Origin of the sequence: Bradyrhizobium yuanmingense (assembly GCF_900094575.1) — a bacterium.
GTDB lineage: Bacteria > Pseudomonadota > Alphaproteobacteria > Rhizobiales > Xanthobacteraceae > Bradyrhizobium > Bradyrhizobium yuanmingense.
The window spans coordinates 478,867-505,535 of the sequence record NZ_FMAE01000002.1; the positions used below are offsets into that span (position 1 = coordinate 478,867).

25 protein-coding genes and 1 pseudogene are annotated in these 26,669 nt (G+C 63.4%); 18 read left to right on the forward strand and 8 right to left on the reverse strand.

Translation table 11 applies throughout. The features are described 5' to 3' along the window. Positions 1-133: 133 nt before the first annotated feature. Both GA0061099_RS07310 and GA0061099_RS07315 read right to left on the reverse strand, forming a co-directional pair. Entirely contained in the window at positions 134-1,714 is a 1,581-nt protein-coding gene (locus GA0061099_RS07310) for an AMP-binding protein (protein ID WP_074447656.1), read from the reverse strand. 227 nt (positions 1,715-1,941) lie between these two features. Then, a complete protein-coding gene (locus GA0061099_RS07315) occupies positions 1,942-2,358 on the reverse strand; it encodes a VOC family protein (RefSeq protein WP_036024044.1) in 417 nt (138 codons plus the stop codon). A gap of 123 nt (positions 2,359-2,481) precedes the next feature. Between GA0061099_RS07315 and GA0061099_RS07320 the strand changes: the two genes are divergently transcribed. The 4 genes and pseudogenes from GA0061099_RS07320 to GA0061099_RS07335 all read left to right on the forward strand — a co-directional run bounded on the left by GA0061099_RS07320 (position 2,482) and on the right by GA0061099_RS07335 (position 5,158). Continuing rightward, positions 2,482-3,456 (forward strand): Bug family tripartite tricarboxylate transporter substrate binding protein, encoded by a 975-nt coding sequence (locus GA0061099_RS07320; protein WP_036024043.1) that lies wholly within the window; start codon positions 2,482-2,484, stop codon positions 3,454-3,456. Between the two features lie 150 nt (positions 3,457-3,606). Further along, a complete protein-coding gene (locus GA0061099_RS07325) occupies positions 3,607-4,059 on the forward strand; it encodes an ArsR/SmtB family transcription factor (protein WP_036002521.1) in 453 nt (150 codons plus the stop codon). 8 nt (positions 4,060-4,067) lie between these two features. Then, positions 4,068-4,403 (forward strand): annotated as a pseudogene (locus GA0061099_RS07330) (SRPBCC family protein); the annotation flags it as partial. A gap of 17 nt (positions 4,404-4,420) precedes the next feature. Continuing rightward, positions 4,421-5,158, forward strand: coding sequence for a DUF899 domain-containing protein (locus GA0061099_RS07335; RefSeq protein WP_036024041.1), 738 nt, complete (start codon positions 4,421-4,423; stop codon positions 5,156-5,158). A gap of 166 nt (positions 5,159-5,324) precedes the next feature. On the opposite strand, the gene GA0061099_RS07340 is transcribed toward GA0061099_RS07335, so the two are convergent. Next, positions 5,325-6,572 (reverse strand): S1C family serine protease, encoded by a 1,248-nt coding sequence (locus GA0061099_RS07340; protein ID WP_036024040.1) that lies wholly within the window; start codon positions 6,570-6,572, stop codon positions 5,325-5,327. Positions 6,573-6,773: 201 nt separating this feature from the next. Here GA0061099_RS07340 and GA0061099_RS07345 point away from each other — a divergent pair, with 201 nt between their 5' ends. The 4 genes from GA0061099_RS07345 (at position 6,774) to GA0061099_RS07360 (ending at position 9,109) form a co-directional block, all read left to right on the forward strand. Beyond that, positions 6,774-7,391 (forward strand): hypothetical protein, encoded by a 618-nt coding sequence (locus GA0061099_RS07345; RefSeq protein WP_036002509.1) that lies wholly within the window; start codon positions 6,774-6,776, stop codon positions 7,389-7,391. Next, the gene (locus tag GA0061099_RS07350; RefSeq protein ID WP_036024038.1) at positions 7,378-7,752 is read left to right on the forward strand and encodes a transcriptional regulator; all 375 of its coding nucleotides are present in this window, start codon (positions 7,378-7,380) and stop codon (positions 7,750-7,752) included. Before GA0061099_RS07345 ends, GA0061099_RS07350 begins: the two co-directional genes overlap by 14 nt. A 29-nt stretch (positions 7,753-7,781) precedes the next feature. After that, positions 7,782-8,522 (forward strand): di-trans,poly-cis-decaprenylcistransferase, encoded by a 741-nt coding sequence (locus GA0061099_RS07355; protein WP_036024036.1) that lies wholly within the window; start codon positions 7,782-7,784, stop codon positions 8,520-8,522. A 101-nt stretch (positions 8,523-8,623) separates the two neighbouring features. Then, positions 8,624-9,109 (forward strand): Crp/Fnr family transcriptional regulator, encoded by a 486-nt coding sequence (locus GA0061099_RS07360; RefSeq protein ID WP_036002505.1) that lies wholly within the window; start codon positions 8,624-8,626, stop codon positions 9,107-9,109. Here the strand turns inward: GA0061099_RS07360 and GA0061099_RS07365 are convergent. Continuing rightward, the gene (locus GA0061099_RS07365) at positions 9,048-9,875 is read right to left on the reverse strand and encodes a metallophosphoesterase family protein (RefSeq protein ID WP_036024035.1); all 828 of its coding nucleotides are present in this window, start codon (positions 9,873-9,875) and stop codon (positions 9,048-9,050) included. The two genes, GA0061099_RS07360 and GA0061099_RS07365, sit on opposite strands and share 62 nt — an antisense overlap. Positions 9,876-10,084: 209 nt before the next feature. Between GA0061099_RS07365 and GA0061099_RS07370 the strand changes: the two genes are divergently transcribed. Beyond that, positions 10,085-10,771: a DNA-3-methyladenine glycosylase I gene (locus GA0061099_RS07370; protein WP_036024034.1), complete on the forward strand. Its 687-nt coding sequence runs from the start codon at positions 10,085-10,087 to the stop codon at positions 10,769-10,771. A gap of 203 nt (positions 10,772-10,974) precedes the next feature. Next, on the forward strand, positions 10,975-11,268 hold the full coding sequence (locus GA0061099_RS07375) for a hypothetical protein (protein WP_036024052.1): 294 nt from the start codon (positions 10,975-10,977) through the stop codon (positions 11,266-11,268). Positions 11,269-11,391: 123 nt separating this feature from the next. On the opposite strand, the gene GA0061099_RS07380 is transcribed toward GA0061099_RS07375, so the two are convergent. The 4 genes from GA0061099_RS07380 to GA0061099_RS07395 form a co-directional block, all read right to left on the reverse strand. Next, complete coding sequence (locus GA0061099_RS07380) at positions 11,392-12,846, reverse strand: lipopolysaccharide biosynthesis protein (RefSeq protein WP_157785991.1); 1,455 nt, start codon at positions 12,844-12,846, stop codon at positions 11,392-11,394. Positions 12,847-13,270: 424 nt separating this feature from the next. Continuing rightward, positions 13,271-14,716 (reverse strand): sensor histidine kinase, encoded by a 1,446-nt coding sequence (locus GA0061099_RS07385; protein ID WP_050995909.1) that lies wholly within the window; start codon positions 14,714-14,716, stop codon positions 13,271-13,273. Positions 14,717-14,819: 103 nt separating this feature from the next. Beyond that, complete coding sequence (gene dinB / locus GA0061099_RS07390) at positions 14,820-15,920, reverse strand: DNA polymerase IV (RefSeq protein WP_074447598.1); 1,101 nt, start codon at positions 15,918-15,920, stop codon at positions 14,820-14,822. Between the two features lie 192 nt (positions 15,921-16,112). Beyond that, positions 16,113-18,047: an acyltransferase family protein gene (locus tag GA0061099_RS07395; RefSeq protein ID WP_074447599.1), complete on the reverse strand. Its 1,935-nt coding sequence runs from the start codon at positions 18,045-18,047 to the stop codon at positions 16,113-16,115. 299 nt (positions 18,048-18,346) lie between these two features. Here GA0061099_RS07395 and GA0061099_RS07400 point away from each other — a divergent pair, with 299 nt between their 5' ends. From GA0061099_RS07400 to GA0061099_RS07440, 8 genes are all read left to right on the forward strand, one after another. Further along, entirely contained in the window at positions 18,347-18,790 is a 444-nt protein-coding gene (locus tag GA0061099_RS07400) for a TspO/MBR family protein (protein WP_036024016.1), read from the forward strand. Between the two features lie 94 nt (positions 18,791-18,884). Continuing rightward, positions 18,885-19,094, forward strand: a complete 210-nt coding sequence (locus GA0061099_RS07405; protein ID WP_036024015.1) for a hypothetical protein — start codon at positions 18,885-18,887, stop codon at positions 19,092-19,094. A 239-nt stretch (positions 19,095-19,333) separates the two neighbouring features. Beyond that, positions 19,334-20,605 carry a tyrosine-type recombinase/integrase gene (locus GA0061099_RS07410; RefSeq protein ID WP_074447657.1) on the forward strand — a complete coding sequence of 424 codons (1,272 nt, stop codon included), beginning with the start codon at positions 19,334-19,336 and terminating at the stop codon, positions 20,603-20,605. Between the two features lie 92 nt (positions 20,606-20,697). Beyond that, entirely contained in the window at positions 20,698-21,972 is a 1,275-nt protein-coding gene (locus GA0061099_RS07415) for a hypothetical protein (protein WP_141697566.1), read from the forward strand. Positions 21,973-22,425: 453 nt separating this feature from the next. Continuing rightward, a complete protein-coding gene (locus tag GA0061099_RS07425; protein WP_074447602.1) occupies positions 22,426-22,617 on the forward strand; it encodes a hypothetical protein in 192 nt (63 codons plus the stop codon). Further along, the gene (locus GA0061099_RS07430; RefSeq protein WP_074447603.1) at positions 22,614-22,925 is read left to right on the forward strand and encodes a hypothetical protein; all 312 of its coding nucleotides are present in this window, start codon (positions 22,614-22,616) and stop codon (positions 22,923-22,925) included. Before GA0061099_RS07425 ends, GA0061099_RS07430 begins: the two co-directional genes overlap by 4 nt. Beyond that, a complete protein-coding gene (locus GA0061099_RS07435; RefSeq protein ID WP_074447604.1) occupies positions 22,925-25,720 on the forward strand; it encodes a DUF927 domain-containing protein in 2,796 nt (931 codons plus the stop codon). Before GA0061099_RS07430 ends, GA0061099_RS07435 begins: the two co-directional genes overlap by 1 nt. Further along, positions 25,710-26,360, forward strand: a complete 651-nt coding sequence (locus GA0061099_RS07440) for a hypothetical protein (protein ID WP_074447605.1) — start codon at positions 25,710-25,712, stop codon at positions 26,358-26,360. The genes GA0061099_RS07435 and GA0061099_RS07440 overlap by 11 nt, the downstream gene beginning before the upstream one ends. The last annotated feature ends 309 nt before the right edge of the window (positions 26,361-26,669 follow it).

Below are 26,669 nucleotides of genomic sequence, written 5' to 3' on the forward strand. Positions count from 1 at the left end.
CGGGATGCCGTAGTCGTAGGGTGGGTTAGCCTCGCGGCTGCGCGAAGCGCAGGCGCCAGGCGTAACCCACCATGCCTCCGCAATTGCCGAACGAAGTAGGTGGGTTACGCCTTCGGCTAACCCACCTACGAGATCACCCCACCAGCTTCCGCAGCTCCGCCTTCGCCACCTTCTCCAGCGTCGAGCGCGGCATGTCGTCGACGAGCCTGATCTCGCGCGGCAGCTTGAAGTCGGCGAGGCCCCTGCGGCAGGCTTCCATCACGCGGTCCTGCAGGTCGGGGGCCGCGCCTGCGACGCCGCCCTGCGGGATGATGAAGACCACCGGCACCTCGTCCAGCATCGGGTGCTTCTTCGCCACCACCGCGGCCTCGCGCACGCCCGGCACGAGCGCGATCACCTGCTCGATCTCGGAAGCCGCAACGTTCTCGCCGCCGACCTTCAGCATGTCCTTGGCGCGGTCGCCGAACTTGATGAAGCCGTTCTCCAATCGCTCGACGCGGTCGCCGGTGAGGAAGAAGCCGTGCTCGTCAAAACTCTCGCGCATCGCCTTCTCGTTGTGCAGGTACTCGGCGAACAGCGACAGGCCGGGGATGCCCCTGATCGCGAGATTGCCGGTGTCGCCGACCTCCGTCGGCCGTCCGTCGTCGTCGGTGATGCGGATCTGATACTCGGGCGCGGCGCGACCGATCGACATCGGGATGTTGGGCTGATCCACCTCGCCGACGATGCCGTGGGTGATGGTCTCGGTCATGCCCCACCAGCCGATCATCTTGACGCCGAAGGCGGCAAAGGCCGGCGGCTCGTTGATGGCGGTGCCCCACAGGCGGAACTTGTGGTCTTGCGGGACCTCCTGCTCGAGCAGCGCTTTCATGCAGAACGGGATGGTCGAGGTCCAGGTCGCGCCGTGCTCGCGCGCGACGCCCCAGAACCGGCTGGCGGAGAAGCGCGGCTGGATCACGCAAGTGGCGCCGACCCACAGCGTCGCCAGCATGGAATAGGCCAGCGCATTGGTGTGGAACAGGGGCAGGTACGCCTGGTGCACGTCGCGGGCATGAAGGTCCTCGTGCGCGGCGTTGATCTTGGCGCCCCACAGTGCGTTGGCGTGGGTCCACAGCACCGCCTTCGGCCGCGACGTCGTGCCCGAGGTGTATTGCACGCTGCATGGCGCGAGCGGATCGGTCGCGCGCCGGGGGCGATCGGCACTGTCGGCGAACAGCGATTCGAAGCTGTCGCCCCGCGAGACGCCCCGCGCGGGCGCCGCCCCCGCATCGTGCGAGGTCACCGCCAGCCAGCGTATGCTGCGGCAGTTCTGCGCGACGGCTTCCGCATAGGCCGGCTGCGTGATCGCGGCGACCGCGCCGCAATGATCGGCGAAATACGCGATCTCGGCCGGCGCCGAGCGCGTATTGGTGGTGACGGCGACGGCCCCGAGCTCGACGCAGGCGAACCAGGCCAGCATCGCCTCGATGCAATTGTCGAGATGAATGAGCACATACTCGCCCGGCTTGACGCCGCGCCTGGCGAGGCCGGCCGCGAGCGCGCCGACGCGCTCGTGAAACTCGCCGTAGCTCCAGCGCCGCGCCGGCGCGTCGAACGGGGCCCAGATCAGGAACGGATGATCACGCCGGACCTCGGCGCGCAGCTTGAGCAGCCAGGGCACGTCGAGCCCGTCGAACGGGCCCACGATTCCAGCTGTGGTCTGTTGAACTGGCATGGCGACCTCCCGTGCAGCCTGCATCTTGCCGGCGGCTGTCTTTTGATGATTGCGTCTTCCTGCCATTGGACGACGCGGGACGCAATCGGGGGTATGCGTGAGCGCGCTCTCTCCACCGTCATTGCGAGCGCAGCGAAGCAATCCAGACTCTCTCCACGGAGGCAGTCTGGATTGCTTCGTCGCAAGCGCTCCTCGCAATGACGGCGTTCGGGGGCGCGGCGGCCCTATCAGCCGGCGTCCCCGTACGACGAGATCTCGATCAAACTGCCATCGGGATCCCGGCAATAGACCGAGCGCAACGTGCCGCGGGCGCCTTGCCTCGGGCCCGGACCTTCCTCGATCGCGACGCCATGTGCCCGCAAATGCGCCACCACCTCGTCCGGCGTGGCCGAGGTGAGAAAGCACAAATCTTCGCTGCCCACCGTGGGATGGTTCGCGGTGAACCACTCCACCTTGTCGGCATCGCGTTGCCGGACGTTGATCCTCTGGTTACCGAATTCAAGGAAAGTCCGCGGCGCTTTGCCGCCGCCGGGATCGAACGCCTTGACTTCCATGCCGAGAATCTTGCCGTACCACGCAGCACTTGCCGCGACGTCGCTGACATTGATCACGAGATGATCCAGGGCATGAACCTTGACCGGCATGTCTCATCCTTTCGTCGTGATGTGCCCCGCGCACTTTCCGCACGCGGCAAGCTTTGTTACAACCGCAGCGACGCGGCTTTCAAGCCATCCGACTTCAAGAACAACACTGGGAGAACCCTTGAGATGATCACTCGCCGTACCGCGCTGGGCCTGCTCGCCGCCAGTCCGCTTGCAGCCACCCCGCTGTCGAAGGCCTTTGCCGCCGATTATCCGGCCCGTCCGGTGAAATGGGTGGTGGGCTATCCGCCGGGCGGCGCCACCGACATCCTGGCACGGCTGATCGGCCAGCGGCTGTCGGAAAAGCTCGGCCAGCAATTCGTGATCGAGAACAAGCCGGGCGCCGGGAACAACATCGCCACCGAATCGGTCATCAATGCCGAGCCCGACGGCTACACGCTGCAGCTGGTCAACCCGGCCAACTACATCAACGCCTCGCTCTACAAGAATCTCAAGTTCAACTTCGTGAACGATGTCGCGCCGGTCGCCTCGTTCCAGCGCGTGCCGAACGTGATGACCGTGAACAAGGATGTGCCGGCCAAGAACGTCGCCGAGTTCATCGAGTATGTGAAGGCCAATCCCGGCAAGGTGAACATGGCCTCATCCGGCAACGGCACCTCGGTGCATCTGTCCGGCGAGATGTTCATGGCCATGACCGGCTGCAAGATGCAGCACGTGCCCTATCGCGGCGCCGCGCCCGCGATCACTGACATGCTCGCCGGCCAGGTGCAGGTGATCTTCGACAACATGCCTTCGATCATTCAGCACATCCGCTCCGGCAGCCTGCGCGCGATCGGTGTCACCACCACGGAACGCTCGCCGCAGCTGCCCGACGTGCAGCCGATCGCCGACACCGTCAAGGGCTATGAGGCGAGCGCGTTGTTCGGCATGGGCGCGCCGAAGAACACGCCGAAGGAAATCATCGCCAAGCTCAACGCCGAGGTCAACGCGGTGCTCAAGGAGCCCGACATGGCCAAGCGCCTGGTCGAGCTCGGCGGCGAGCCGCGGGTGCAGACGCCCGAGGCGTTCGGCGAGGAGATCAAGGCCGAGACCGAGAAGTGGAAGAAGGTCGTCGACTTCGCCGGCCTGAAGGTCGAGTAGAAATCTCGTGATGACGAGGAAGAGAGCCCTGTCGTTCGGCAGGGCTTTTTTCTTGGCTGCATTGCCAGCAACCCGATCACGCTCTCGTGCGGATCCGCGCCCTGCGCCTTCCGGCTTGACGTTGTCGCGCTCGCGTCTATACTAAACCACATGGTTAAGTATCAGGACGAGACGCTGGACCGGACTTTTGCGGCCCTGTCAGACCCGACGCGTCGTGCCTTGCTGGCGCGCCTCGGCGAGCAGGACGGCCTGTCGGTGAGCGAGCTGGCGGCCCCGTTTGCGGTATCGCTGCCGGCGATCATGAAGCATCTCGACGTGCTCACCGATGCCGGGCTGATCGTGCGCGAGAAGACCGGGCGCACGGTCGCCTGCCGGCTGACCGCGCAGCCGATGGAGCAGGCGATGAACTGGCTCAATCGTTATGCGCAGTTCTGGTCCCACAATCTCGATCGCCTTGCCGCCTTCGTGGAGGAAGAGACATGGCCAACGCAACCGCCAACACCGCCGAACGCCCGGCAGAACGACCAAGCCTCACGCTCACGCGCCGGCTCCGCGCGCCGCCGCAAAAGGTCTACGCCGCCTGGACGCAAGCCGCGCAGCTAGCGCAATGGTTCGGGCCGCCGAACATGAAGCCGGCGACGCTTCAAGCCGAGCTCGACGTCCGCGTCGGCGGCCGGTTTCGCATCAGCTTCACCGGCGACGACGGCGAATATTTCGAGGCCGGCGGCCGCTATCGCGAGCTGGTACCGAACGAGCTTCTGGTCTTCACCTGGGCCTGGCACTCGACGCCGGAGCGTGAATCGCTGGTGACGATTTCGCTGAAGCCGGACGCTGCCGGCACCTTGATGATCTTCCATCACGCCCAGTTCTTCGACGAGACCGCGCGCGACAACCACCAGCGCGGCTGGAGCTCGATTTTCGACAAGCTCGATGCTTTCGTCGCCTGATCCCCAAGGAGAACGCCATGCAGCAACATCAGATCGTTTCGCGCGAGCAATGGATCGTCGCGCGCAAGGCCCTTCTGGCCCACGAGAAGGAATTGACCCAGGCCCGCGAACGGCTTGCCGACGAGCGCCGCCGGCTCCCCTGGGTCAAGGTCGACGAGGCGTACGAATTCGAAGGGCCGAACGGCATCGTGTCCTTGGGCGATCTGTTCAAGGGCCGGCCGCAGCTGATCGTGCAGCACGTGATGTTCGCGCCCGATTGGGACGCGGCCTGCAAGAGCTGTTCGTTCTGGGCCGATGGGTTCGAGCGCATGGTGCCGCATTTGGCCGCGCGCGACACCGCGATGGTTGCGGTCTCGCTGGCGCCAAGCGCAAAGCTCGAGGCCTTCAAGAAGCGGATGGGCTGGACCTTCGACTGGGTTTCCTCAGGCCGCAACGACTTCAACCGCGATTACGGCGTGACGTTCTCACAGGAAGAGGTCGCGACCGGCAAGCCGATGTACAATTTCGGGACCACGCCGTTCTACGGCCCCGAACTGCCCGGCATCAGCGTGTTCTTCCGCGACGAGGCCGGCGCGATCTTCCACACTTATTCCTGCTTCGCCCGCGGCCTCGACATGATGAACGCTGCATATCAATATCTCGATCTCACCCCGCTCGGCCGTCACGAGGAAGGCCTGCCTTATCCGATGGACTGGGTGCGCCTGCGCGACCAGTACGAGCCGCAGCCGGCGAAGGCGGCGTGCTGCCACGGGTGAGGGGAGCGCTCGACGCACATCAAAGGTGTCATCGCCCGGCTAGACCGGGCGATCCAGTATTCCGAGACGGCAGTGATCAATCGAAAGGCCGCGGCGTACTGGATTCCCCGCCTTCGCGGGGAATGACAGCTACGGGTGAGGTGCAGGGTGTGCCTTGCCCCGATAGCTACCGCTTCGCCTCCGCCTGCTCCGCCGCGTTGCACGAGATCAGCATCGTGTACGGCCGGGCGTTGGTGGCGATGTCGGTGGTCTTGAGCTCGCTCTTTGGCTCGGCGGTCTGATAGGGCACGATCGAATTGTCGAGGAAATCGCGCAGCACTCCGGTCTTGATGGCGAAATTGATGTTTTCAGGGATGTTGCCGGTCGCCACCGCGATCCGCAAGGCTGGAATCTTGCCCGTGACCACGCCCACGACCTGACCCGTGTTGTCGAACAGCGGCCCGCCGCTGTTGCCAGGCTGCACGGGTGCGCTGATTTGCAGGAAGCGCGAGTCGTTGCGCATGCCGCTGAGCGAGCTCACGATGCCGGTGGTCACGCTGAAGTCCGAGGTCAGGATTCCGTGATAGGGAAAGCCGATCGCGATCACGGAATCGCCGGAGCGGATCGAGCGGTCGCGGATCCGGGCAAAATCCTTGAAGGTCGTCGTCGACGGCGCCTGCAACAGGGCGAGGTCGTTGTTGGCATCGCTCGAGACGACGCGCAGCACCATTGCGGCTTCGCCGGTGAGATTGCCCCTGACGTCGCCGACGCAGCCGTCGATCACATGATGGTTGGTGACGACGTGCCCGCTCGCGCTGACGACGAAGCCGCTGCCGCTCCTGGCTCGGGCAGGTTTGCCGCCGGCCGGCGCTGCCGCCTGCTTCTCCGCCGTCGCCGCCGGCTTGGCCGCACCCTTGGTGAAATCGCCGGCCTTGCTGAGCCCGTCTGCCTTCACCCGCGTGACGCAGTTCGCCAGCGCCGGGATCAGGGGCGCCGTCGACGTCAGCACAAATTGGAGTGGCTTGCTCCCGTTGGTCGTGATCACCATCAGGCTTGCCTTCTGGAAGGTGCGAGCGACGTTGGGGGGCAGCATGGTCGTCACCATATTGGTGGTGCCGGCGGTCGCAAACAACCTCGCCTGCTCCTGGCCGTCGAAGATGAAGTCGATGGGCGCGGTATCGCCCTTGTTGAAGCGAAAGCTGGGGCTGGCAAAGCTCAGCAGCCAGGAGCCGGCCGCATTCTGCGCGACGAAGAGACTCACGCCGTTGGCGTAAGGTGCGGTCGCCGCGCAATGGGAGAACGCGCCCGTCTCGTCATTGCTGAATGCGCCGCCTGCCCAGTTGCCGACCTTGACGGTGCCGAACGGCCCCGCCGCGTTCGCCCCGAACACACTCATCTGCAACACGAACGCAACGACCAACGACCTCAACCACATACCCCAGCCCCCGGCAAACGCACTCGCATCCATCTTATCCGCGAGGGCAGGGGAGGCGCAACCGTCAGTTGTCCGCTCTCGTCCGGCTGGCCGCGACAATTCGGGCTTGCACATACTTTGCAGTGCCGTATACTTTGCGATACAAAGTAACGGGGCCGTTGCCTCGTAATGTCTGGGTGGAACGAGGTTTTGGCGTTGCCCATGCGCGATCTCGACAAGGCGCTGGCCGACATCGTGACGATCCGCAGCCAGATCGCGGCAGGTACCGCCTTCCGCGGTTACGGCCCGGCGACGATGGCGGCGACCGGTGCTGTTGCGCTCATCACCGCCGTCCTGCAATTCTGGCTGTTGGATGATCCCACCGGCGAGCCGCTCGTTTTCTTCATCGGCTGGTTCATCGCCGCCGCGCTGTCTGGACTGATCATCGGCATCGAGATGCGCGCCCGGTCGCGACGCCATCATTCCGGTCTCGCCGACGCGATGATCCACCAGGCGGTCGAGCAGTTCCTGCCGGCGGGCGTTGCCGGCGTTCTGCTCGCGGTGGTGATGTGGAAGTTCGCGAGCGAGACGCTGTGGCTGCTGCCGGGCCTGTGGCAGATCCTGGTGTCGCTCGGCATCTTTGCCTCGGTCCGCTCGCTGCCGCGCACGGTGGCGCTCGCCGGCGCCTGGTATTTCGTGTCCGGCTTCGCGGTCGTGGTGCTCGCGAGCCGAACCCACACGCTGTCGCCATGGACCATGGGCCTACCTTTCCTGATCGGCCAATCGCTGATGGCGGCCATTCTGCATTTCGCGTCCGGAGACAACGATGTCGAAGACTGACAGCGCGCCCTTCTCCTATGAAGGCCTCGACCGCGTGATCCACGAGAAGGCGAGGCTCGGGCTTCTGACCTCGCTGATGGCGCATCCCAAGGGGCTGGCGTTCGGCGATCTCAAGCAGCTCTGCGGCCTCACCGACGGCAATCTCAGCCGGCACCTTGCCGTGCTGCAGGAAGCCGGCCTCGTCGAGGTGACCAAGGGCTACGAAGGGAATCGCCCGCACACCAGCTGCCGCCTCACCAAGGCCGGCCGCCGCCGCTTCCTCGACTATCTCGCCGTGCTCGAGCGGCTGGTGCGCGACGCGGCGAAGGCCGCTGGCCGCGAAGCGCCGCCGCTCGGCCGTCTCGGCATCGCCTCGACCTGATCTCCCCTTTTTTGACCGGAGACTTTGCAATGCAAAGTGACATCACGTCCCGCAACGAGAAGCTTCATGTCGGCATCATCATGGACGGCAACGGCCGATGGGCGACGCGGCGCGGCCTGTCGCGCGTGCGCGGCCACGAGGCCGGCGTCGAGACCATCCGCCGCATCGTCGAGGCCGCGCCCAAGCAGGGCATCGGCACGCTGACGCTTTACGCCTTCTCCACCGACAATTGGCGGCGGCCGAAGGCCGAGGTCGCGGCGCTGATGACCCTGCTGCGCTTCTACCTCGCGAACGAAGTGCAGAGCCTCGTCAAGAACGGCGTGCGCCTCTCCGTCATCGGCCGCCGCGATCGCCTGCCCGACGGCATCGCCGCCGCGATCGCGCGCGCCGAGGCGGCCACCGCCGATGGCCGCGCGCTGCATGTGCGCATCGCCGTCGATTATTCCGCGCGCGACGCCATCCTCAATGCCGCGGCCAAGGCGGCCGCGCTGACCAGCCTGACGCGTGAAGCCTTCTCGCAGCTCGTCACAGGCGAGGCTGGCCTTCGCGACGTCGACCTCATCATCCGCACCTCCGGCGAGAAGCGGCTGTCGGACTTCCTGCTTTGGGAAGGCGCCTATGCCGAGCTGTACTTCACCGAGCGGATGTGGCCCGAATTCGACGCGGGCGATCTTGCCGAGGCGCTCGCCGCCTTCCATGGCCGCGAGCGCCGCTTCGGCGGGCTGCAAGCCATTATGCCCGGAGAGGCGCCCTCGCTCTCGCAGGTGTGAGGCGCTCGGCGCCCGCCGGCTCCCCCACCGATTGCCGCCCGGCACGGATCGTGCTCTAGTCTTCCGGCGTTGTGTACCCCTGCGACGGGAGCGTTCGCACCATGCGCGCAGTCCTCGATTACTGCACCGGCGGAACGGAGCGGCAGCTTGCCGCCGGCACCATCATCGTCGCCGAGGGGGGCACCTCCGGCCATCTCTACGTGCTGATGCAAGGCAGGCTCGAGGTGCTCAAGGGCGAGATGGTGGTCGCCACCGTCACCGAGCCCGGCGCGGTGTTGGGTGAGATGTCCGTGCTGCTGGGCCAGCCGCACACCGCAACGGTACGGGCCTGCTCCGACGCCATCGTCTACGAATTCGAGGATGCCGCCGCGTTCCTCGAGAGGGAGCCGGGCGTGGCGCTGCTGATCGCAAAAATGCTGGCGCAGAGGCTCAACGTCGCCAACACCTACCTCGCCGATCTGAAGCGGCAATATGCCGGCCACGGCACGCATCTGGCCATGGTCGGCGAAGTGCTCCAGAGCATGATCAACCTGCCGCCGGCTGAGGTTTCGCCCGGCTCTGATCGGCAATCCGATCCAAGAATGTGAGCCAGTCGGGCGGCGCCTCGATGGGGGCGGCGGGCCGCCGCAGCGGCGCATTCAGGTCGATCCATTGCGCCGCGCCGGCCGCCAGCCAGAACGCCTTGTCGGCATCGAGATCGAGCACGATGCAGGTTGGGGGACGGCCGGGTTGCAGGCCCGTGTTGAAGACCCAGGTCTGGCCCAGCCGGTCGAACCACGATCCATTGCTGATGAAGGGCGATTGATGCACATGGCCCGAGATCACCATCGACGGCTGGTATTGCATGATCCACTGCACCAGCTCGACGTCGCCGAAGAAGCGCTTGCCGCCCCAGCTCGTCGGTGAATCCGCCGGCGGCGCATGATGCGCCCAGATCCAGCGCTGCGGCCTGACGGCTGCGGCATCGCGCAACTGCTCGATGAGGCGTTGCTTGACCTGGGGTCCGTCCCACCATGGGCACACCGTGAACAGGGTATCGCCGACCGTCAGGCCGTCGCCGTCGCAGGCGATGCCGAGCTCGCGCACCTCCGAGATCCAGCGCGAAATCTTCTCACCTTCGGCGTTGCGCTCGTCGAGATCGTGATTGCCGGAGCAGAGGATCACGCGGGTCGTCGCGGCCAGCAGCGCGAGATACTTCTTCACCACCACGATCTGGGCGCGGAAATCCACTATCGAGCCAATGTCGAGCGCGTCGCCGGCGAAGATCACGAGGTCGAATTGCGGCGCCGCGCTGACCAGCCAGTCGAGCTGCGGCAGCGAATAGTGCAGGTCGGCCACGACCAGGCAGCGCATGGAAAATCCGACGGCCAGAGAGCAAAATGTCAGGGAATTCCAAAAACGGCATAAAGCAAGAAGCAGACCAGCCCGGCCGGCCCCTTTGCATCAATCCAATGAGCGACAGCATGCTGCGTCCCGTCGCAGAGCGCAAGGGGCGGCAATGCGGGGCTGGACCGGATCGCCGAATTCTGGTGTCGTGGCCTGCTCTCAACACCTGTGTTCACATGACCTCCTTCAAGACCATTCGCGCCCGCGCCGAGAAGCGCAAGGGCGGGCCCAAGGCGCTGGACAAGTTGATGCCGGCCAAGCCGGACCTCAAGCAGCTGGCCAAGCTCGGCGACGATCGTATCCTCGCCGAAATGACCAAGCGGGTGTTCTGCGCCGGCTTTGCCTGGAGCGTGATCGATTCCAAATGGGACGGCTTTGAGCAGGCCTTCCTGCATTTCCAGCCCGCCAAGCTCACGTTCCAGCCCGAAGATTATTGGGAGGGCCTGCTGCGCGACGCGCGCATCGTGCGCAACGGTGCCAAGATCATGTCGGTGCGCGACAACGCCGCCTTCGTGCAGGAGATCGCAAAGGAGCACGGCAGCTTCGGCAAGTTCCTGGCGAAATGGCCGTCCTCCGACGAGATCGGCCTGCTCGACCTCCTCAACAAACGCGGCAGCCGGCTGGGCGGAAACACCGGCCAGATGCTGCTCCGCTTCGTCGGCTGGGACGGCTTCGTGACGTCGAAGGACGTCGTGGCCTGCCTGCGCGCTGCCGGTCTCGACATCGCCGAGGAGGTCAAGTCGAAGGGCGATCTCGCCAAGGTGCAGGCGCAGTTCAACGCCTGGGCCGAGGAGTCCGGCCTGCCGTACACATATCTGTCACGCATCTGCGCGCTGTCGGTCGGCGAGAACAGCAGCGAGTAGCGCGTCGATCGATAGATCGTGTGCATCCTGTGGCGATCTTGTGCCGCGAACGCGGCCGATGAAACCCCGCGATCACGAAATACATTTCGCAGGAACATTTGTCCGCAGCACCTGTTCGGGACTCTGAGCCAGGCGCATAAGGGCGCAGGGAATGCTCGCTCCCGCCTGGCTCGATGAAACCGGATACAACAACGGAGCAGCTCATGAAGCTCACATCTGAACAGGTGAAGCAGACCGTCAACCAGCTCGGCGCTCAGGTGCTGCCCGACGAACATCCGGCGATGCCGCAGCTCAACAGCATGTTCGGCGAGCACACCTTCTTCGTCGACGAGATGGGCCTCAAGGTGCTCGAGCCCACGGGATCGCTGGGCAGCGACCGCCAAAGCGGCGAGGTCGTCAGCCTCGCCGATTGGGGCGATTCCGACCTGACGCGCCTGATGGCGCATGAGCCCGAACCAACCGGCGTGATCGTGGTGTTCGAGCATGTGAGGCATTGAGCAGCCCGACGGGACGTTTTGGAGACACGTGCGCCACGGCACTCCCGTGGCGCGCGGCTTTGGCGTGACTGGTGACGTGGTGATCAGCTCCGCCGCCTTGCGAACGGTCTGGTGCCGGTCGCATTATCTGCCGCGAATGCTCTGTGCGTAGCGCCACATTTCTCCGCGACAGGCCGGAAACAGCGCAACGATCGTGAGCGAAACCGCATATGAAAGGCAGAAGCAGGCTGCCAATTCCGGGATCCCTCCGATCGAACGCGCCAGCAGCCAGCGATGCAGCAGAGACACCGTCACCACGGAAGCGAGGGCTCCGGCGAGATGTGGCCCGACCACTTCCATGAGGTCTCGATGACGCACCGGGCCGCGTCGCCCAATCAGCCACCACAGGATGGGCGTGCGCACGCGCTCGCTGATCGAGTATGCGCTGGCGACGCCGACTGGTCCGAACGGCAGCCCGCATATGAAAGCGAGAATCGATGTTGAGACATTGAACAGGCCCCAGCGCATGTATTCCTTGGTGCGGCCCTGGCTGAGGAAAAGCCAGTTGGCGGGGCTGTTGCTGGTCTGCAGCAGACCGGCGATGCTGAGGGCGACGAAGATCGGCGCAGCCTCGCTCCATTGGTCGCCGAGCAGGGTTTCGACCAGCGTATCGGCGGTCGCGATCATGAAGCCGACGCCAGGCAACACGAGCAGGAGCGCCGGCAGCACCGCGCGACGGAACGAATCCCGATAGCGCTCCGGCTCCTTCAGCAGGCCCGACAGCGTCGGCAGCATGATTCGCACCATCGGATTGCTGACTTGCTGAAGCGGAAACAGCAGCAACCGGTAGGCGCGGTTATACGCGCCAAGCGAGGCAGCCCCCCAGACCTTGCCGATCAACACCCCGTCGGTATTGCGGGACAGGAATTCGGCAAGATTGTAGCCGGTCACGCCGAGCCCGAAGTTCAGCATGTCGCGTGCAGCCTTGATCGAGCCGGGCCTCGACGGCAACCATCCCGAACTCAGCCACGCGCCGCTCGCGAGCACCAGACCTGATGTCAGGCTGCCGGCGAGAATGGCCCAATAGCTGTGATAGACGTACGCGACCGCGGCAGAGGTCAGTAATCCAGTCAGTGCGGCCGCGGACTCCAGGCCTGCCAGCGTCCAGAATCTCATCTGTCGCGTCAGCAACGACAAATGCTGGACGTCAGCGCCGCTGAGCAGCAACGTGACGCTCATACCGGATGTCAGTGGGGCGAGATTTGGCGCGCTGTAGAACCTGGCGACGAGCGGCGATAGCGCCACCTGTGTGGCCGCCAGTAGCGCGCCGACCGAGAGGTTCACCCAGAACAGCGCACTCAGCTCGTTGTGCGTCAACTCGTCCTTCTGCACGGTCGCGTGTCCAAGACCGAGATCCTGGAACAGCACCGCGAAGGCGAGCACCGGCGAAGCCATTGCATAAGTACCAAAGTCGACTGGCGTCAGTAGGCGCGAGAGCAGGATCACAGATCCGGTCTGCGTCGCTACACGCACGACCTGAGTGACGATCGCAGCGAGCGCACCTTTCCGTACGTTCCGGGACTGCTCGTCCTCGGACAAGCGCATGTTGAGTTGAGTCACGATCAGCTCCTCGAGCGGCGAACAACGAAAATTTCAAGCGCAGTTCGAAAGCAAGACGGTGAATCAAACGACAGTTTATCTTTTCGATTTCATGCGATTGGCGCTTCATTCATGTGCGATCAACCGGACGCCCTCATGCGCGGACCACCGCACGAGAGAGACATCGAGGCTATCGCGCGTGAGCAGCGTCGCGAAACGCCGACGACTATCCGTCAGTACGTGTCAATTGAATGGCGCGACCAAACTGCGTTCGCAAAAAACTTTACGTCGATCGCGCTCGAACGAACAGCCAATGGAGTGCATCTTGTTCAGAGCAGCGCGTCGAAATCGAAAAAGAGGCTGGTCTGTCAGCTTCACGTCAGGCAGTGCCTCGAAGATCGACACAGAACCGCTCGCAATAGTGTCAAACCTCTAGTCTTCGCGGTTCTCTTGCAACGTGTTCTTCAACGGGAATTTCGATGACGATCTGAGTTCCCGGACTCGCCTTGCTCTCGAGCAGCAAGCGCCCGTTGAGCGATGAGGTGACGAGATTGAACGCGATGTGCAGTCCCAGACCGGCATTGCCTTTCTCGCGACTTGTCGTGACGAATGGATCGAAGATGTGCGCCTGCAGGTGGTCAGGGATTCCGACGCCTTCATCAGCGCAGACAAGGCGGACTGATCTCGGATTCGGTTGGTTTACCGTGATCACGAACCGGCCGCCTCTCTTGTCAGGATACGCATGCGCTGCAGTGTTGAGGGCGAGATTGCTGATCACCTGAGCAAGCGCTCCGGGATAGCTGTTGAGCTTGATTCCCGCCGGGCAGTGTACCTCCACGGTCAGGGCATGATGCGACAGCAATGGCCCGAGCCGGGACATCAACTCCGATAGCCAATCCCTGAGCTCGAAACTGCGCCGGTCCTCATCGGCTTGATGGACCGCGACCTGCCTGAAGCTGTGCACCATTTCGGATGCGCGGTGCAGATTTTCGAAGGTCAGGTTGAGCCCCTGCTTGAGCCGGTCAATGCCCTTGGTTAGATCGGACCGCCGGACCGATGCTCCGCCCAATGCATCACTCATCGTTTGCAGGTCATCCTGCATGGCCGTCGACGTCGTCAAGGCGAGGCCGAGCGGGGTGCTGACCTCGTGAGCGACACCTGCCACCAATTGCCCGAGCGAGGCGAGCTTTTCCGCCTGCACGAGATGCTCCTGGGTCGCGCGCAGATCGCGCAACGATTTCTCGGAGCGTTCCTTTTCCCGTTGCAGCGCCTCGGATGTCCGGAACTGCTTTCGCGCCCGGTACTCGCGCGCAGCCACCGCGTAGAGCGACAATGCGTAGGCGTTGCCGACGAGAGAATGGTTGATGAAGCTCAGGCCGGTCGGCATTGTCGACGCGAATGTCTCGGCGACCAGCAACGCCACCCACGACAGCAGGCAGAAGATCGCCAGCGAGCCGATCCGCAAGGGCAGCATGGTCGAGACGAACAGTATGATCATCATCATGCCGGGCGCGGCAAAGGTGAAGCCCGAGGGAAGCACGAGATAGATGCTCGGCAGAATGCAGCCCGGGATGACGCAATAGATGAGAAAGATCGTCTCCGCCCATGGCTTCATCCGGCGCCGCGACAGCAGCGCCGTCAGCGGGAGCAGGATGACCACGGCGGTTCCACCGCGGATTGCGAGCGTGGTCGGCACGACTTCGGGGTAGAGCACCCAATCCCAGAGCGTGTAGCTGGCATAGGTGGCGGCGCCAAGCAGCATCGCGATCTGCGTCCATCCGAGACTGCCCCGGACATATTGGTCGACAAACCGGCGTTCCTCGATGCGGTCTTCGAAGCGCAGTCCGAGGCGTATCAATAAGGCAAGCATCCAAACTCAATCGCGAAAAGTCATGTCTGGTGTATCTACGACAGGTTTGGCGCCGCGTCGCGGATAAAGATGCCGCGTTCACCGAAGGGGCCTCAAGCCGCGTTCAGATGCCCAGCGTCAGCTGCGGCTCCGACTCGCCGGCGGCGTGGAGCGACGACAGCGAGACCCCAAGCAGCCTGACGCGCTTGGGCAGCGGCATCTCGGCTTCGAGCAGGCCGCAGGCCAGCCGCTCCAGATCGTCGCGTCCGGCAACGGCCGCCGCGACGGATCGGCTGCGCGTGATGATCTCGAAATCGGCGAATTTGATCTTCAGGGTGACGGTGCGGCCGCGATTGCCCGTCGCCTCGCAATGCCGCCAGACCTTGTCGACGAGCGGCCTTAGCTCGGCGGCAAGCGCGTCGAACGCATCGAGGTCGGTCGAGAACGTGTTCTCCGCGCCGACGGATTTGCGGATCCGGTTGGCGCGGACCGGCCGCTCGTCGACGCCGCGCGATATCCAATAATAATACGCGCCTGACTTGCCGAAATTCGCGTTCATGAACTCCAGCGATTGGTTGCGGATGTCCCGGCCGGTGAACAGGCCGAGCGCGTTCATCTTCGCAGCCGTCGCCGGACCGATGCCGTGGAATTTGCCGACCGGCAGCGGCTCGACGAAGGCCGGCCCCATCTCCGGCGAGATCACGAACTGGCCGTTGGGCTTGCGATGATCGGACGCGAGCTTGGCCAGAAACTTGTTGTAGGAGATACCCGCCGACGCGGTGAGGCCGGTCTCCGCCTTGATCTTCGCGCGGATCTCGAGCGCGATGTCCCGCGCCAGCGGGATGCCTTGCAGGTTCTCCGTCACGTCGAGATAGGCTTCATCGAGCGACAGCGGCTCGATGACGGGCGTGTGCTCGGCAAAGATGTCGCGGATTTGTCTGGAGATCGCCTTGTAGACCTCGAAGCGCGGCCTGACGAAGATCAGGTCGGGACATTGCCGCTTCGCCGTCACCGACGGCATGGCCGAGCGAACGCCGAACTTTCGAGCCTCGTAGCTCGCCGCCGCAACGACGCCGCGTTCCGCGGAGCCGCCGACCGCGACCGGCTTGCCGCGCAGCTCCGGATTGTCGCGCTGCTCCACAGAGGCATAGAACGCATCCATGTCGATATGGATGATCTTGCGGACAGGCGAGGGCTCGCCGGTCGTCGGGTCGGATTCGCTCATGGAAAGATGATACAATCGCGTGGGGAGATGCGCGAGCCGAGGGATGCTTCCGTCGATCCGGCGGCTGAATTGAGCTGCACAATCGCGGCAGGGTCAAAAGCATCTCAGGCTCGTGACGAGAGGCGCTCGTCAGTTCCGTTCAGTCGAGATGGCTTCGGCTCGGCCGCGATCGCTTGGGAGAGGCAGAGGCCCCTACTTGCCACGGATGAACTCAAGGAGCTGGCTTGAGGCTCCGTCGCCAACGCGCTGCGCACCTGCGACCGTGAGGTGATTGACGTCCCAATAGAGCCAGAGGCCGTCCATGGCGGTCGGACACTCGGCTTCTCCGCACAAATAGCGTTCTGGATAGAGCAGAAAGACCTGGTTCGGGTAGCGGCTCCGGATCTCCTCGAGCATGGCGTGGAATTCGCGATTGTCGGCCTGCACGCGATCAAGGGGCACAGCAGGACAGGGCTTGCTTGGCGCGTGCCAGAGGGGTCCCGGTGCGAAGCGGGACATCGGACTGCGGCAGCCCGGCTCGACTCCGGGCGCTATGATCAGGATGCGTCGTCCGCTGCCGCCCAGCTCATGGATCGTGTTCTCGATGCCGGCCCGCCAGACCTGCAGGGCCGGTGCATTGACCTCCGGCGCGAGCTCGTTGCGGAGCGCATCGCCGTAGGTCATCCAGGATTGACTGAGCACGATTGGAGCCTGGTTCTGCCTGATCGCGGCGAGGTAGGTATCGCGCTGGCGTTTGCAGTCCTGCGAGCCGTCGAAAGCTGTTCGCACGAGGCCGACGAGCAACGGACAACCTTCGGCCGTATAGGCTTCTCCCCGGACGGCGGCGCGCTTTGCCGCCGGGTCCAGCGCTGCGACATAATGCTCGGCGAAGGAGTCGCCGAGCACTTGCACGCCAACGGGGTCGCTCAATGAACCGAAGGCACATTTCGATTGTGCGCTCTTGGCGCACGGCCAGAAGCCGAATCGCTGCAGATCGGCGACCTCGCGGGCCTGTGCCGGGAGCCGCCATGGCCAGCCATCTTGGCGGTTGGCCACAAATGCAACAATCGCGAGCGCGACGATCGTCGCGGCGGCGGGGCCGGCGACTCGCAGCAGTGACGAGCGACCCGCGCGATAAGGCTGTTCGATCAGCCGATACATCAGCGCAGCCAGCGCCATCGCGAGGGCGACGATCAGCACTTTCACCGCAACCGACTTGGCGTCATCGCCCAGGATGTAGTTTGCGTAGACGATCAGGGGCCAGTGCACGAGGTAGAGCGAGTAGGACACCAGCCCGATCCCCGCACTCAGCGGATTGGTCAGGACAGGCGAAAGGACGTGACGCTCGCCCGCCAAGATCACGCAGGCTGCACCCAGGCATGGGATGAGGGCCGTCGCGCCAGGGAAGGAGGTCGCACTGTCGAAGCTGACGACCGCGTAAGCGATCAAACCGAATCCGGCGGCAGCCAACAGCGAGCGCGCTCCGGCCGGAAAGGTCAGCCTCTGCTCAGCAAAGATGACCAGCGCTCCGATCGCAAATTCGAAGGCGCGACAGGTCGGCAGGTAGAAAGCACCCGAGCTGTCGGTTGCGAGTGTCGCTTGCGCGACGCCGAGCGAAAGAATTGCGATGCCAAGAATGAGCAAAGGCAGTGCGCGACCGAGCAATCGGCGCCCCAGCAGAATGAACACGGGCCAAAACAGATAGAATTGCTCCTCGACGGCCAGCGACCAGAAGTGAAGCACGGGGCTGGGATCGGTCGAGTTGGCGAAATAGGCGTGGCTGCCGCGCCAGAAGTAGAAATTCGAGACCGATACCAGCGTAGCCACGGCGTCTTGAGTCAGGCCCTTGAAAAGCTCCGGAGAGAACCAGAGGCCACCGACGGCCAAGATGCCGATGATGGTGACGATCGCTGCGGGAAAGAGGCGCCGGATGCGGCGCTCGTAAAATCGCTGGAGCGAAAATTCGCCGCGATCAGCCTCGCTGAGAATGATCCGAGAGATCAGATAGCCGGACACGACGAAAAACAGGTCGACGCCAACGAAGCCGCCGCCGAACGGCGGAACGTCCAAATGATAGAGGAATACGCTCAAGACGGCGATCGCCCGGAGCCCGTCAATGTCGCGTCGATGGGATAGCTTTGTAACCAATTGCTGAATCCACTGGCGGCGGTTCGTCCGACTGCGGATCCGCGCGCGCCCGCTTGCCTTTAGCGCGCCCGCATGCGTTCCTCAACCGCAGGACGGGCCGAATTCCCCCCCCAATCGGGCTCGCCCCGGTCAGGCCGTCTCCGTCAACGTCGGCAACCCATCCGACGCTGCTGCGAGAAGACGCAGGACTTTGCCATGGCGCTCAGCGTCGTCGCACGGCCGCGGCTGCGCCAGGCATCGAGTCGGATTGGCTCATGGAAGGATGTTACAATCGGATGATGAGAAGGGCGAGGTGACGGATGCTTCAGTTGTTGGTCTTCGTGGCGGGCGTCGTCGGCACCGGCTGGTTGATCGGAGCGACCAATCCCCCCGGTGAATGGTATGCCGGCCTTGCCAAGCCGAGCTTCGTCCCGCCGAACTGGGCGTTCCCGATCGCCTGGACCATCCTTTACGTTCTGATCGCTGTTGCGGGATGGCGGACCTTTCGCCGTGAGCCCAGGGGCAAGGCGATGCTGGCCTGGGCGGCGCAAATGGCGCTCAACTTCATTTGGTCTCCGGTCATGTTCACGATGCACCAGATCGGCGCCGCGCTCGTCATTCTCGTCGGCCTGTTCATCGCGATCGTGACCTACATCGGTCTCGAGCTGTCACGCGACAGACTCGCCGCCGGATTGTTCGTGCCCTACGCAGCCTGGGTCGCGTTCGCCGGTGTGCTCAATGCGGCGATCTGGCGCTTGAATTGAGGCGCTGGGTCTCGACCGATTCAAAAAACAATCTCAGGCTTGTGAGTGGCAAGCATGGGCACGCGACCCAATATGAGCCCGCGGAGGACAGCCCATGCAATACAGCTCCGAGCTCATTCACACCATGCGTCAAGCGCTGGAGACCGTGATGGCGAGTGTGCCGGCCCATCAATCGGTGTTCGGCCTGAAAGCGGCCGTCGCCGAATGCATCCTGAAGGCCGCCGCACACGGCCACACGTCATACGATGGATTGGAGACGGCAGCGTCCGACCAGCTCCAGGCGATCATCGCGATGCTGACGTGAGGGCCGCTGATTTCCTAGACGGTCAGATGGTTGACTGGCGCACCCGACACGATTCGAACGTGTGACCTTTGCCTTCGGAGGGCAAGGGTGGGGAAATTACCCCTGCTTACCCGAAATCCCTTGGAATTGCTGGCCTTCAGATATAGGCTGAAAACAGCCTGATTTGGGGGCTACGGTCATTGCTCCGAATTTCCCTCGTTTTCCGGCACCTGCTTACCCAGTGCTTACCCGAGGGGAAATTGCCAAAGCTTACGAAACGCGCAGTTGACGCAGCGGAAACGACCGGCAAGGACCTGTTCCTCTGGGAGGAGGAATTGCCGGGGTTCGGCCTGCGGGTCAAGAAGAGCGGCGCGAAATCCTTCGTGGTGCAATATCGGAACGCGAACGGTCGCAGCAGACGGCTTACGCTGGGCCGGTATGGCGTCCTGACCCCTGAAGAAGCTCGCCGGGACGCCAAGCTGGCGCTGGCGGATGCTGTCCGCGGCGCAGATCCCGTAGAGACCAAGAAGCTGGCCCGCGGCGCCATGACCGTCGAGGAGCTGTGCCGCGAGTACCTGGACAAGGCCGAGCGGGGCCTCATCCTCACACGACGAGGCGAGGTCAAAAGCAAGACAACCCTATACAGCGATAAAGGGCGTATCGAACGTCACATCATCAAGCTGGTCGGCAAGAAGACCGTGAAGGGCTTCACCTCCAGCGACGCTAAAGGTCTCCAGCGCGATATCATCGCCGGCAAATCAGCGGCCGACGTGAAGACCAAGACCCGGGGGCGGGCGATAGTGACTGGCGGGAGAGGTACAGCGGCCCGGACGATGGGGCTGCTAGGTGGCATCTTCAGTTACGCCGTCGACGAGGGCTACCGGCAGGACAACCCTGTCAGTGGCATCCGGCGACCTAAAGACCAGACTAGAGAGTGGCGGCTAGATGACGCGGGGTATCGCCGCCTTGGGAAGTGCCTGGCCGTCGCCGAAGCAAACGGCGAGCACTGGCAGCGCGTCCTCGCGAGCCGTACGTCCGCCATGACAGGCTGCCGATTGGACGAGGTGGAAGGCTTGCTGAAGACGGAGGTCGATACTGTCGGGATGGCCCTTCGCCTCGGCGACAGCAAGACGGGCAAGAGCATCCGTCCTGTCGGGCCCGCCGTTATTGCGGTGCTGAAGACCGCAATGGCGAAGTCCAAATCGAAGTACGTATTCCCCGCCATCACGGCCGAGGCGAAGCACCATACGGGTTTGACGCGGTGGCTCCAGAAGGTGTCGGCCAAGGACGTCCCTGGGATCACTAGCCACGGACTGAGGCATTCCTTCAGCTCTACCGCCGAGGATCTCGGGTACACGCTGCCTACCATTAAGGCCCTGATCGGCCATTCCAGAAAGGGTAACGTTACGATGGGCTACATTCACAAGATCGATTCGGCGCTGCTCGCAGCTGCCGACCGGATCGCCAGGCACATCGATGATGCCATGAACGGAAAGAAACAGAGCAAGGTCGTCCAGTTTCGGAAGGCCTAATCGATCGGCGCGGCTAGGGTAGCTCCCGAAAAGCTGGTCCGCACCGGCCTGCCGCGTCGTCCACATTGCGGATGCTCCAAGCGGAGGAGCGCATGGCGGACTATGAATGGTATCTTCGCGAGATCGTGAATGCTCACGATCTTGTCGGCTTTGACGATGTCTTCTGGAATCTTGGCCAGGTTCTGGCGTGGGTGGAAACAAGAAGCCCGTTTGCGGTTGACGCACTTTCTGATTCGTCGCCAGAATTGTCTCGGCGAGAGCACTCGTTCCCTTCAGGGCTTCCGCATTTCGCTTCTGAGATTGCCGCGAGTAATGCCAAGGAGAATGGCCATGCGCCATTACCTTCGCCATTTCGATCGCTCGATGAGGTCCGTAGGATCGTTCTAAGATCCTTGCAATTGGGTACGCTCAAAGCTTCCGGGCAGCGACGCGGCTCCACTGTGCGTGAGCAAATCACGACTCTTGAATGGGCCGATCTCGTCATTTCAGACAATGTGTACGGCGAGATGAGCGTCCATCGCCATCCAGCCTTTCCAGTCGAGTGGCACGACGTCCGTGTTCTGCGAGATGAAGTGCTGAGTGCTTTTCCGCCGCCTCCATCGCGATCGTCTCAGCGTCCGAACGCCAGAGTTACACCAGTTCCGGAAGGATACTACGCCCTAGAGAAGGCTGTGCTCCTGATTGCTAAGGAATTGGACAGCGACATCTGGCGAACCGGAAAGATGACGAGGAACGAGATCGTGGCCTATGAGAACTTGGGCCAAGTGAACCATTACAAGAATCTGGGCCAGATACTTGACGATATCGTCGCCAATCTACGCGACCGAAAGGGCAATCTGCCGGACGATACAATAGCGCAGCGGCTCGCCAGTTACGAAAAGTGCCAGGGCGTGGTCAAAGAGGCGCTGCTGGCGGGTGATCTGAAATCGCTTCTCCAGTTCGAGACCGGCGAACGAGTGGAGTACCCTTCCAAGGCTTGGGACCAGGACGACGCTATCGCGTGGTTTGATGATGGCTTCATTTGGGTTGATGATGCGCCGGCTACCGCGGCTCCTGGTTGGGCATCCATCCTTATCGATAAGGATTCCTTCTCTGATTGGTACTATTCGGGGACGGGGCCTATGGCCGATGTCGAGGCCAAGGAGCCCGACAAGGGTGGGAGGCCGCCCGAGTACGACTGGGACGCGATCAAGTCCTACGCCATGTCCATCATCAAGGAGCGGGGTCTACCGGCCCGCGCCAATAAACGCCTGCCCTCAAAGGAGCAATTGACCGTCGCGATCTTGGACGCCTGGGCCTTTAAGGGGATCGAACTGAAGAAGCCGACCGTTAGTCGTTACGTCAAGAAGTGGTTGGATGAGCTTTGATCATAACCTGGGCTGAGCGGTTATGATGGGTTTTGGCAGGGTTCTGAGCGGACTTTAGCTCGCCTGCCATGCGAGTGGTTTCGCATCGATGACGAGGATTCCCCTCGGTTGATGAGAGGCCCCAATGAGAGAAAACCCTGAACGCCTACTGCGGCGCGCCCAAGCAGCCAAATACATCGTCGAGACGTATAACGTCCCGTGTTCACCCAAGACATTGGCGAAGCTGGCTTGCGTTAGCTCGGAAGGACCGCCCTTTCGGCTCGCCGGGCGCTTCCCGCTTTACCCCGTCTCAGGCCTCGACGCTTGGGCACAGAGGAAGATCGGACCGTTGGTCAGATCGACCTCTGAGGTTCGCCCCGTCGCCTGACACCATCCCTCAAAAGAAAACCCGGCTGCACGATCCGTATCTTGGCGGATTCGATCGTGCGCACCGGGCTTCTAGGAAATCGTAGTATGAAAAGACATAGCAAACGCATCCAGCAATCTCAATCGGTTTCTGACCTGCCGCTCTTCTCATGGCGCGTCACCATCCTGCAGCCGAGCAGCCAAGCCGGCCTGTTCGTAGCCCGTCGCTACCGCGTTCACCCGGCCTTCGCTGATCTGATCGCCAACCTGGCGGGTCTTGGAAGCGAGGTGCGCCAATGAGCTATCCCGACAGCCCCGGCTTTAAAGCCGTCGGTCCGAGCAGCGAGGCGGCGCAGAAGCTGACGCAGCGTGCCGCCACCGTTCGCGAGCGCGTCCTCGAGTTCCTGCGATCGGAGCATCCGGCAAGTTTCACGCCGGACCAAATCGCCGCTCGCCTCGAGATCAGTTTCCTGAGTGTCAGGCCGCGGGTCTCCGAGCTCCACCTGCAAGGTGAGATCGAGCCAGACGGAACGCGATGCAAGAACGTGTCCGGCATGTCGGCCCAGTGCTGGCGCGCCGCAAAGATTTCAGCGGGAGAGACCCGCTAATGGGAACGATCATGAATAGCTTCAACAACGCCCAGCGCGTCGATTTCAAGGCTGTCAGTTCGGCGGCCCTCAGTGCATTGGACTTCGTGATCCCCAAGCTGCTGCCCGGCGGACGGCGCGAGTCCGGCGAGTGGGTTGCGCGAAACCCCACTCGGAACGACGGGAAGCCGGGCAGCTTCAAGGTCAACCTGAAGAGCGGCGTCTGGTGCGACTTCGCCACCGGCGACAAGGGCGGCGACGTCATCGATCTCAAGGCGTACCTCGACGGCAAGTCGAAGCTGGATGCGGCGCGCGACCTCGCGTCGATGTTGAACGTCCAGCCCACGGGTACGGCCAACCTGACCGGGAACATGTGTGATCCCCAGCCCAAGGCGACCGCGAACATCGCGGCGACGCCGGCCGAGGTCAAAGACGCGCCTGTCCTCCCCGCGCGGACGAAGCCGGATGAGGACGGCAAGCCCCGCTTCATGGTGGCGGGTGACGAGGGGCCGCGCCCGCGTGACAGCGAGAAGCGACGCCACATCTACAAGTGCGGCGGCGTGCCTGTTCGCATCAAGATCATGACCAAGGGCGAGCAGAGGGCATTCAACGCCTATCGCGTTGCAGATGTCGACGGCACCACGGGCTGGCAGTATCGCAAGCCCGATGGTTACAAATCCGTCCCCTACGTGACTGGGGATCTCGACATCTCGACCACCGTCTTCTGGCCCGAGGGTGAGAAAGACGTGGACTCTGTCGGCAAGCGCGGCGGCTGCGCCGTCACGTTCGGCGGCGTCGGCGATGGGTTGCCGGCGGGCTGCGAGGAATATGTCGCAGGCAAGCATCTCGTGATCCTGGCCGACAACGATGACGAGGGATCGGATCACGCCGATGCAAAGGCGGCGCTCGCCTTCGGCGTCGCTGAGAGCGTCCGGGTTGTGCGTTTCCCAGAACTGGAGAAAAAGCAGGACGTCTCCGACTGGTTCGAAGCCGGGCATTCATTCCAAGATCTCGAGGAGAGGGCGCGCACGACCGTTGAATGGAAGCCCTCGACGGAAGAGATGAGCCAGGAGGAGGAGCACATCCAGGCCCGGGCCGAGAAGAAGTCGGCCCTGCCGGTCGGCTACAGCTTCTCTGATCGGGGTCTGATGTGGAGCAATCCGGACGATCTGGACAAGCCTGCGATCCTGGTTGCCGGCCACTTCGACGTCGTGGCGGAGACCCGTGACACCGATGGCGCAAGCTGGGGCGTGTTGTTGCGCTGGCGCGATCACGATGGCCGCGAGCACCAGTTCGCGCTGCCCCGGGCGACCTTGGCTGGCGACGGCTCGGAGGCGCGCCGGATCCTGATGGATGGCGGGTTCTTCATCTCGCCCAGCAACACCGCTCGCAACCTGTTCAACTCATTCTTGCTTCAGGTGAGATCGCCGAAGCGGGCCAGGGCTACCCAGCGGGTGGGCTGGCACAGCAACTCATTCGTCATGCCAGACGAGTGCTTCGCCGTTGACGATCGAGACCTTTTGCTGCTGCAGAGCGCGTCTGCCCACGAACACCCGTTCCGGCAGGCAGGTACCTTGGAGAGCTGGCAACAGAACGTAGCTAGGTACGCTGTCGGCAACAGCCGGCTCGTGCTGGCGCTGTCCGCTGCCTTCGCAGGGCCGCTGGTGAGCCCGTGCGCAGCCGAGGGTGGTGGCGTCCACTTCAAGGGCGCCTCATCCACGGGCAAGAGCACGGCCCTGCATGTGGCCGGCAGCGTCTGGGGCGGCGGCGATACCAATGGCTACATCCGCTCGTGGCGATCGACGGCCAACGGTCTGGAGGGCGTCTCACTCGCGCATTGCGATACGTTGCTGTGCTTGGATGAACTGTCCCAGCTGGCGGCGAAGGATGCCGGCGAAGCAGCCTACATGCTCGCGAACGGCTCGGGTAAGTCCCGCAGCACGCGCGACGGCTCGGCCCGTCGGGCGGCGAAGTGGCGCGTCCTCTTCCTGTCGTCGGGTGAAATCGGCCTCTCCGATAAGGTGGCTGAGGACGGCCGCGGCAAGCGGCTGGCAGCCGGTCAGCAGATCAGGATCGTCGACGTGTCGGCAGATGCCGGCGCCGGAATGGGGATGTTTGAACAGCTGCACGGGTTCACCTCGCCGGACGCCCTCGCGGTTCACCTGAAGACCGCGACGCAGCAGCACTACGGCGTCGCCGCGAGGCAGTATCTCGCGGCCATCGTTCCGCACATCGAGGACATCCGGAAGATCGTGAAGGATCTCGTGAAGAACTTCTGCGACACCTATGTGCCGGCAGGAGCGGACGGGCAGGTTAGTCGCGTCGCTCAGCGGTTCGGGCTCATCGCTGCCGGCGGCGAGATCGCGACGCTGTACGAGATCTTGCCCTGGTCGCGGGGAGACGCCGTTAAGGCAGCAGCCCTGTGCTTCGAACAATGGCTCGCAGCGCGTGGCGGGCATGAAGCCGCAGAGACCGCCGCGGGCATGGAGCAGGTAAGAACCTTCCTCTTGAAGGACGGGATGTCGCGCTTCATCCCCGCGTGGGAGGACAACGCGCCCAAGGGGATGCAGGCGCGCGATGTCGCCGGCTTCAGGGAGCAGATGGGCGATGGCTGGGACTTCTACGTCACCACCACGGCCTGGAAGGAAATCTGTGCCGGTCTCGACCCGCGGCGCGTAGCAGCGACGCTGAGGCAGAAGGGCTACATCGAGGGCGAAGGCTCCCACTCGGCGAAGTCAGTTCGCGTCCCCGACCACGGGAAGATGCGCCTCTACCATGTCCGCTCGACCTTCCTGGAGGATGCAAATGAAGCATGACTTGCAAGCCTTCTCCCGGGACATCGTGGCCCTCATGAAAATGAGTGGGGACAGTGGTGGCAGTGGGGACACTTCCGAGAAGTCACTGCGGCACAAGGACTATTTTGTCCCCACTCGCGAAATGATCGTGTCCCCACTCAAAAACGAGTGGGGACAGTCCCCGCCCGTGAGTGGGGACAGAAAAACATCGGAATTTGAATCGGTTACGCCGGGTGTCCCCAGTGTCCCCACTGCCACCACTCATTTCGAAGAGAGGCGAAACGCGCAAGTCTTCGAGGACAACCCAGCCGGGTGGCATGCAATTCTGCAGGAGCTGAAACGAATGCAAGCACCCGAGTGGGCCGGCGCAGATCGCTGGTCCCATGTGGTCGAAGACGCTGATTGCTTCCTATCGAGTTGGGATCGCGCGGCTTGCGATCTCGGCTGGACCGCCTTGGATCTGTTCGGTGTTCACGCCGTCGCGCCCGGGTGCCGATACGACGTCATGGGACTGGTGATGTTGCTTGGAGGCGGGACTGTCTTCGCGTTGACCGAGCGGACGGCGGCTTTACGACGGCTTTCCGGATCTACACTGACGTATCGGCGGAAGCCGATGTCCGGCGCCGTACTTCTGTGCGGAGGTCAGCATGCAATCGGCTGATGAGACCACATGGAGAGTGCTCACACCGTACGATCCTCGGGAGGGTATTAGCCTGGCGACGGCAGCCAAGAGGGCCGGTAAGTCCGATACGACGATCCGGAATTGGTGCCAGCAGCATGGTCTCGGCCGGCGCGTGGGAGGAGGCGTTTGGATTGTGAGCCAGGTCGCTCTCGCGATGTTCTTGGATGGCGATATGGCGGCGCTCGCTGCGTACCATGCGGGCGACCACTCGAGGTCGGAAGTTGCTCGGTACTTCGAGCGCTTCGGCCTGCCTAAACCGAAATCTTCCGCTTTCAGGAGGTGACCGGA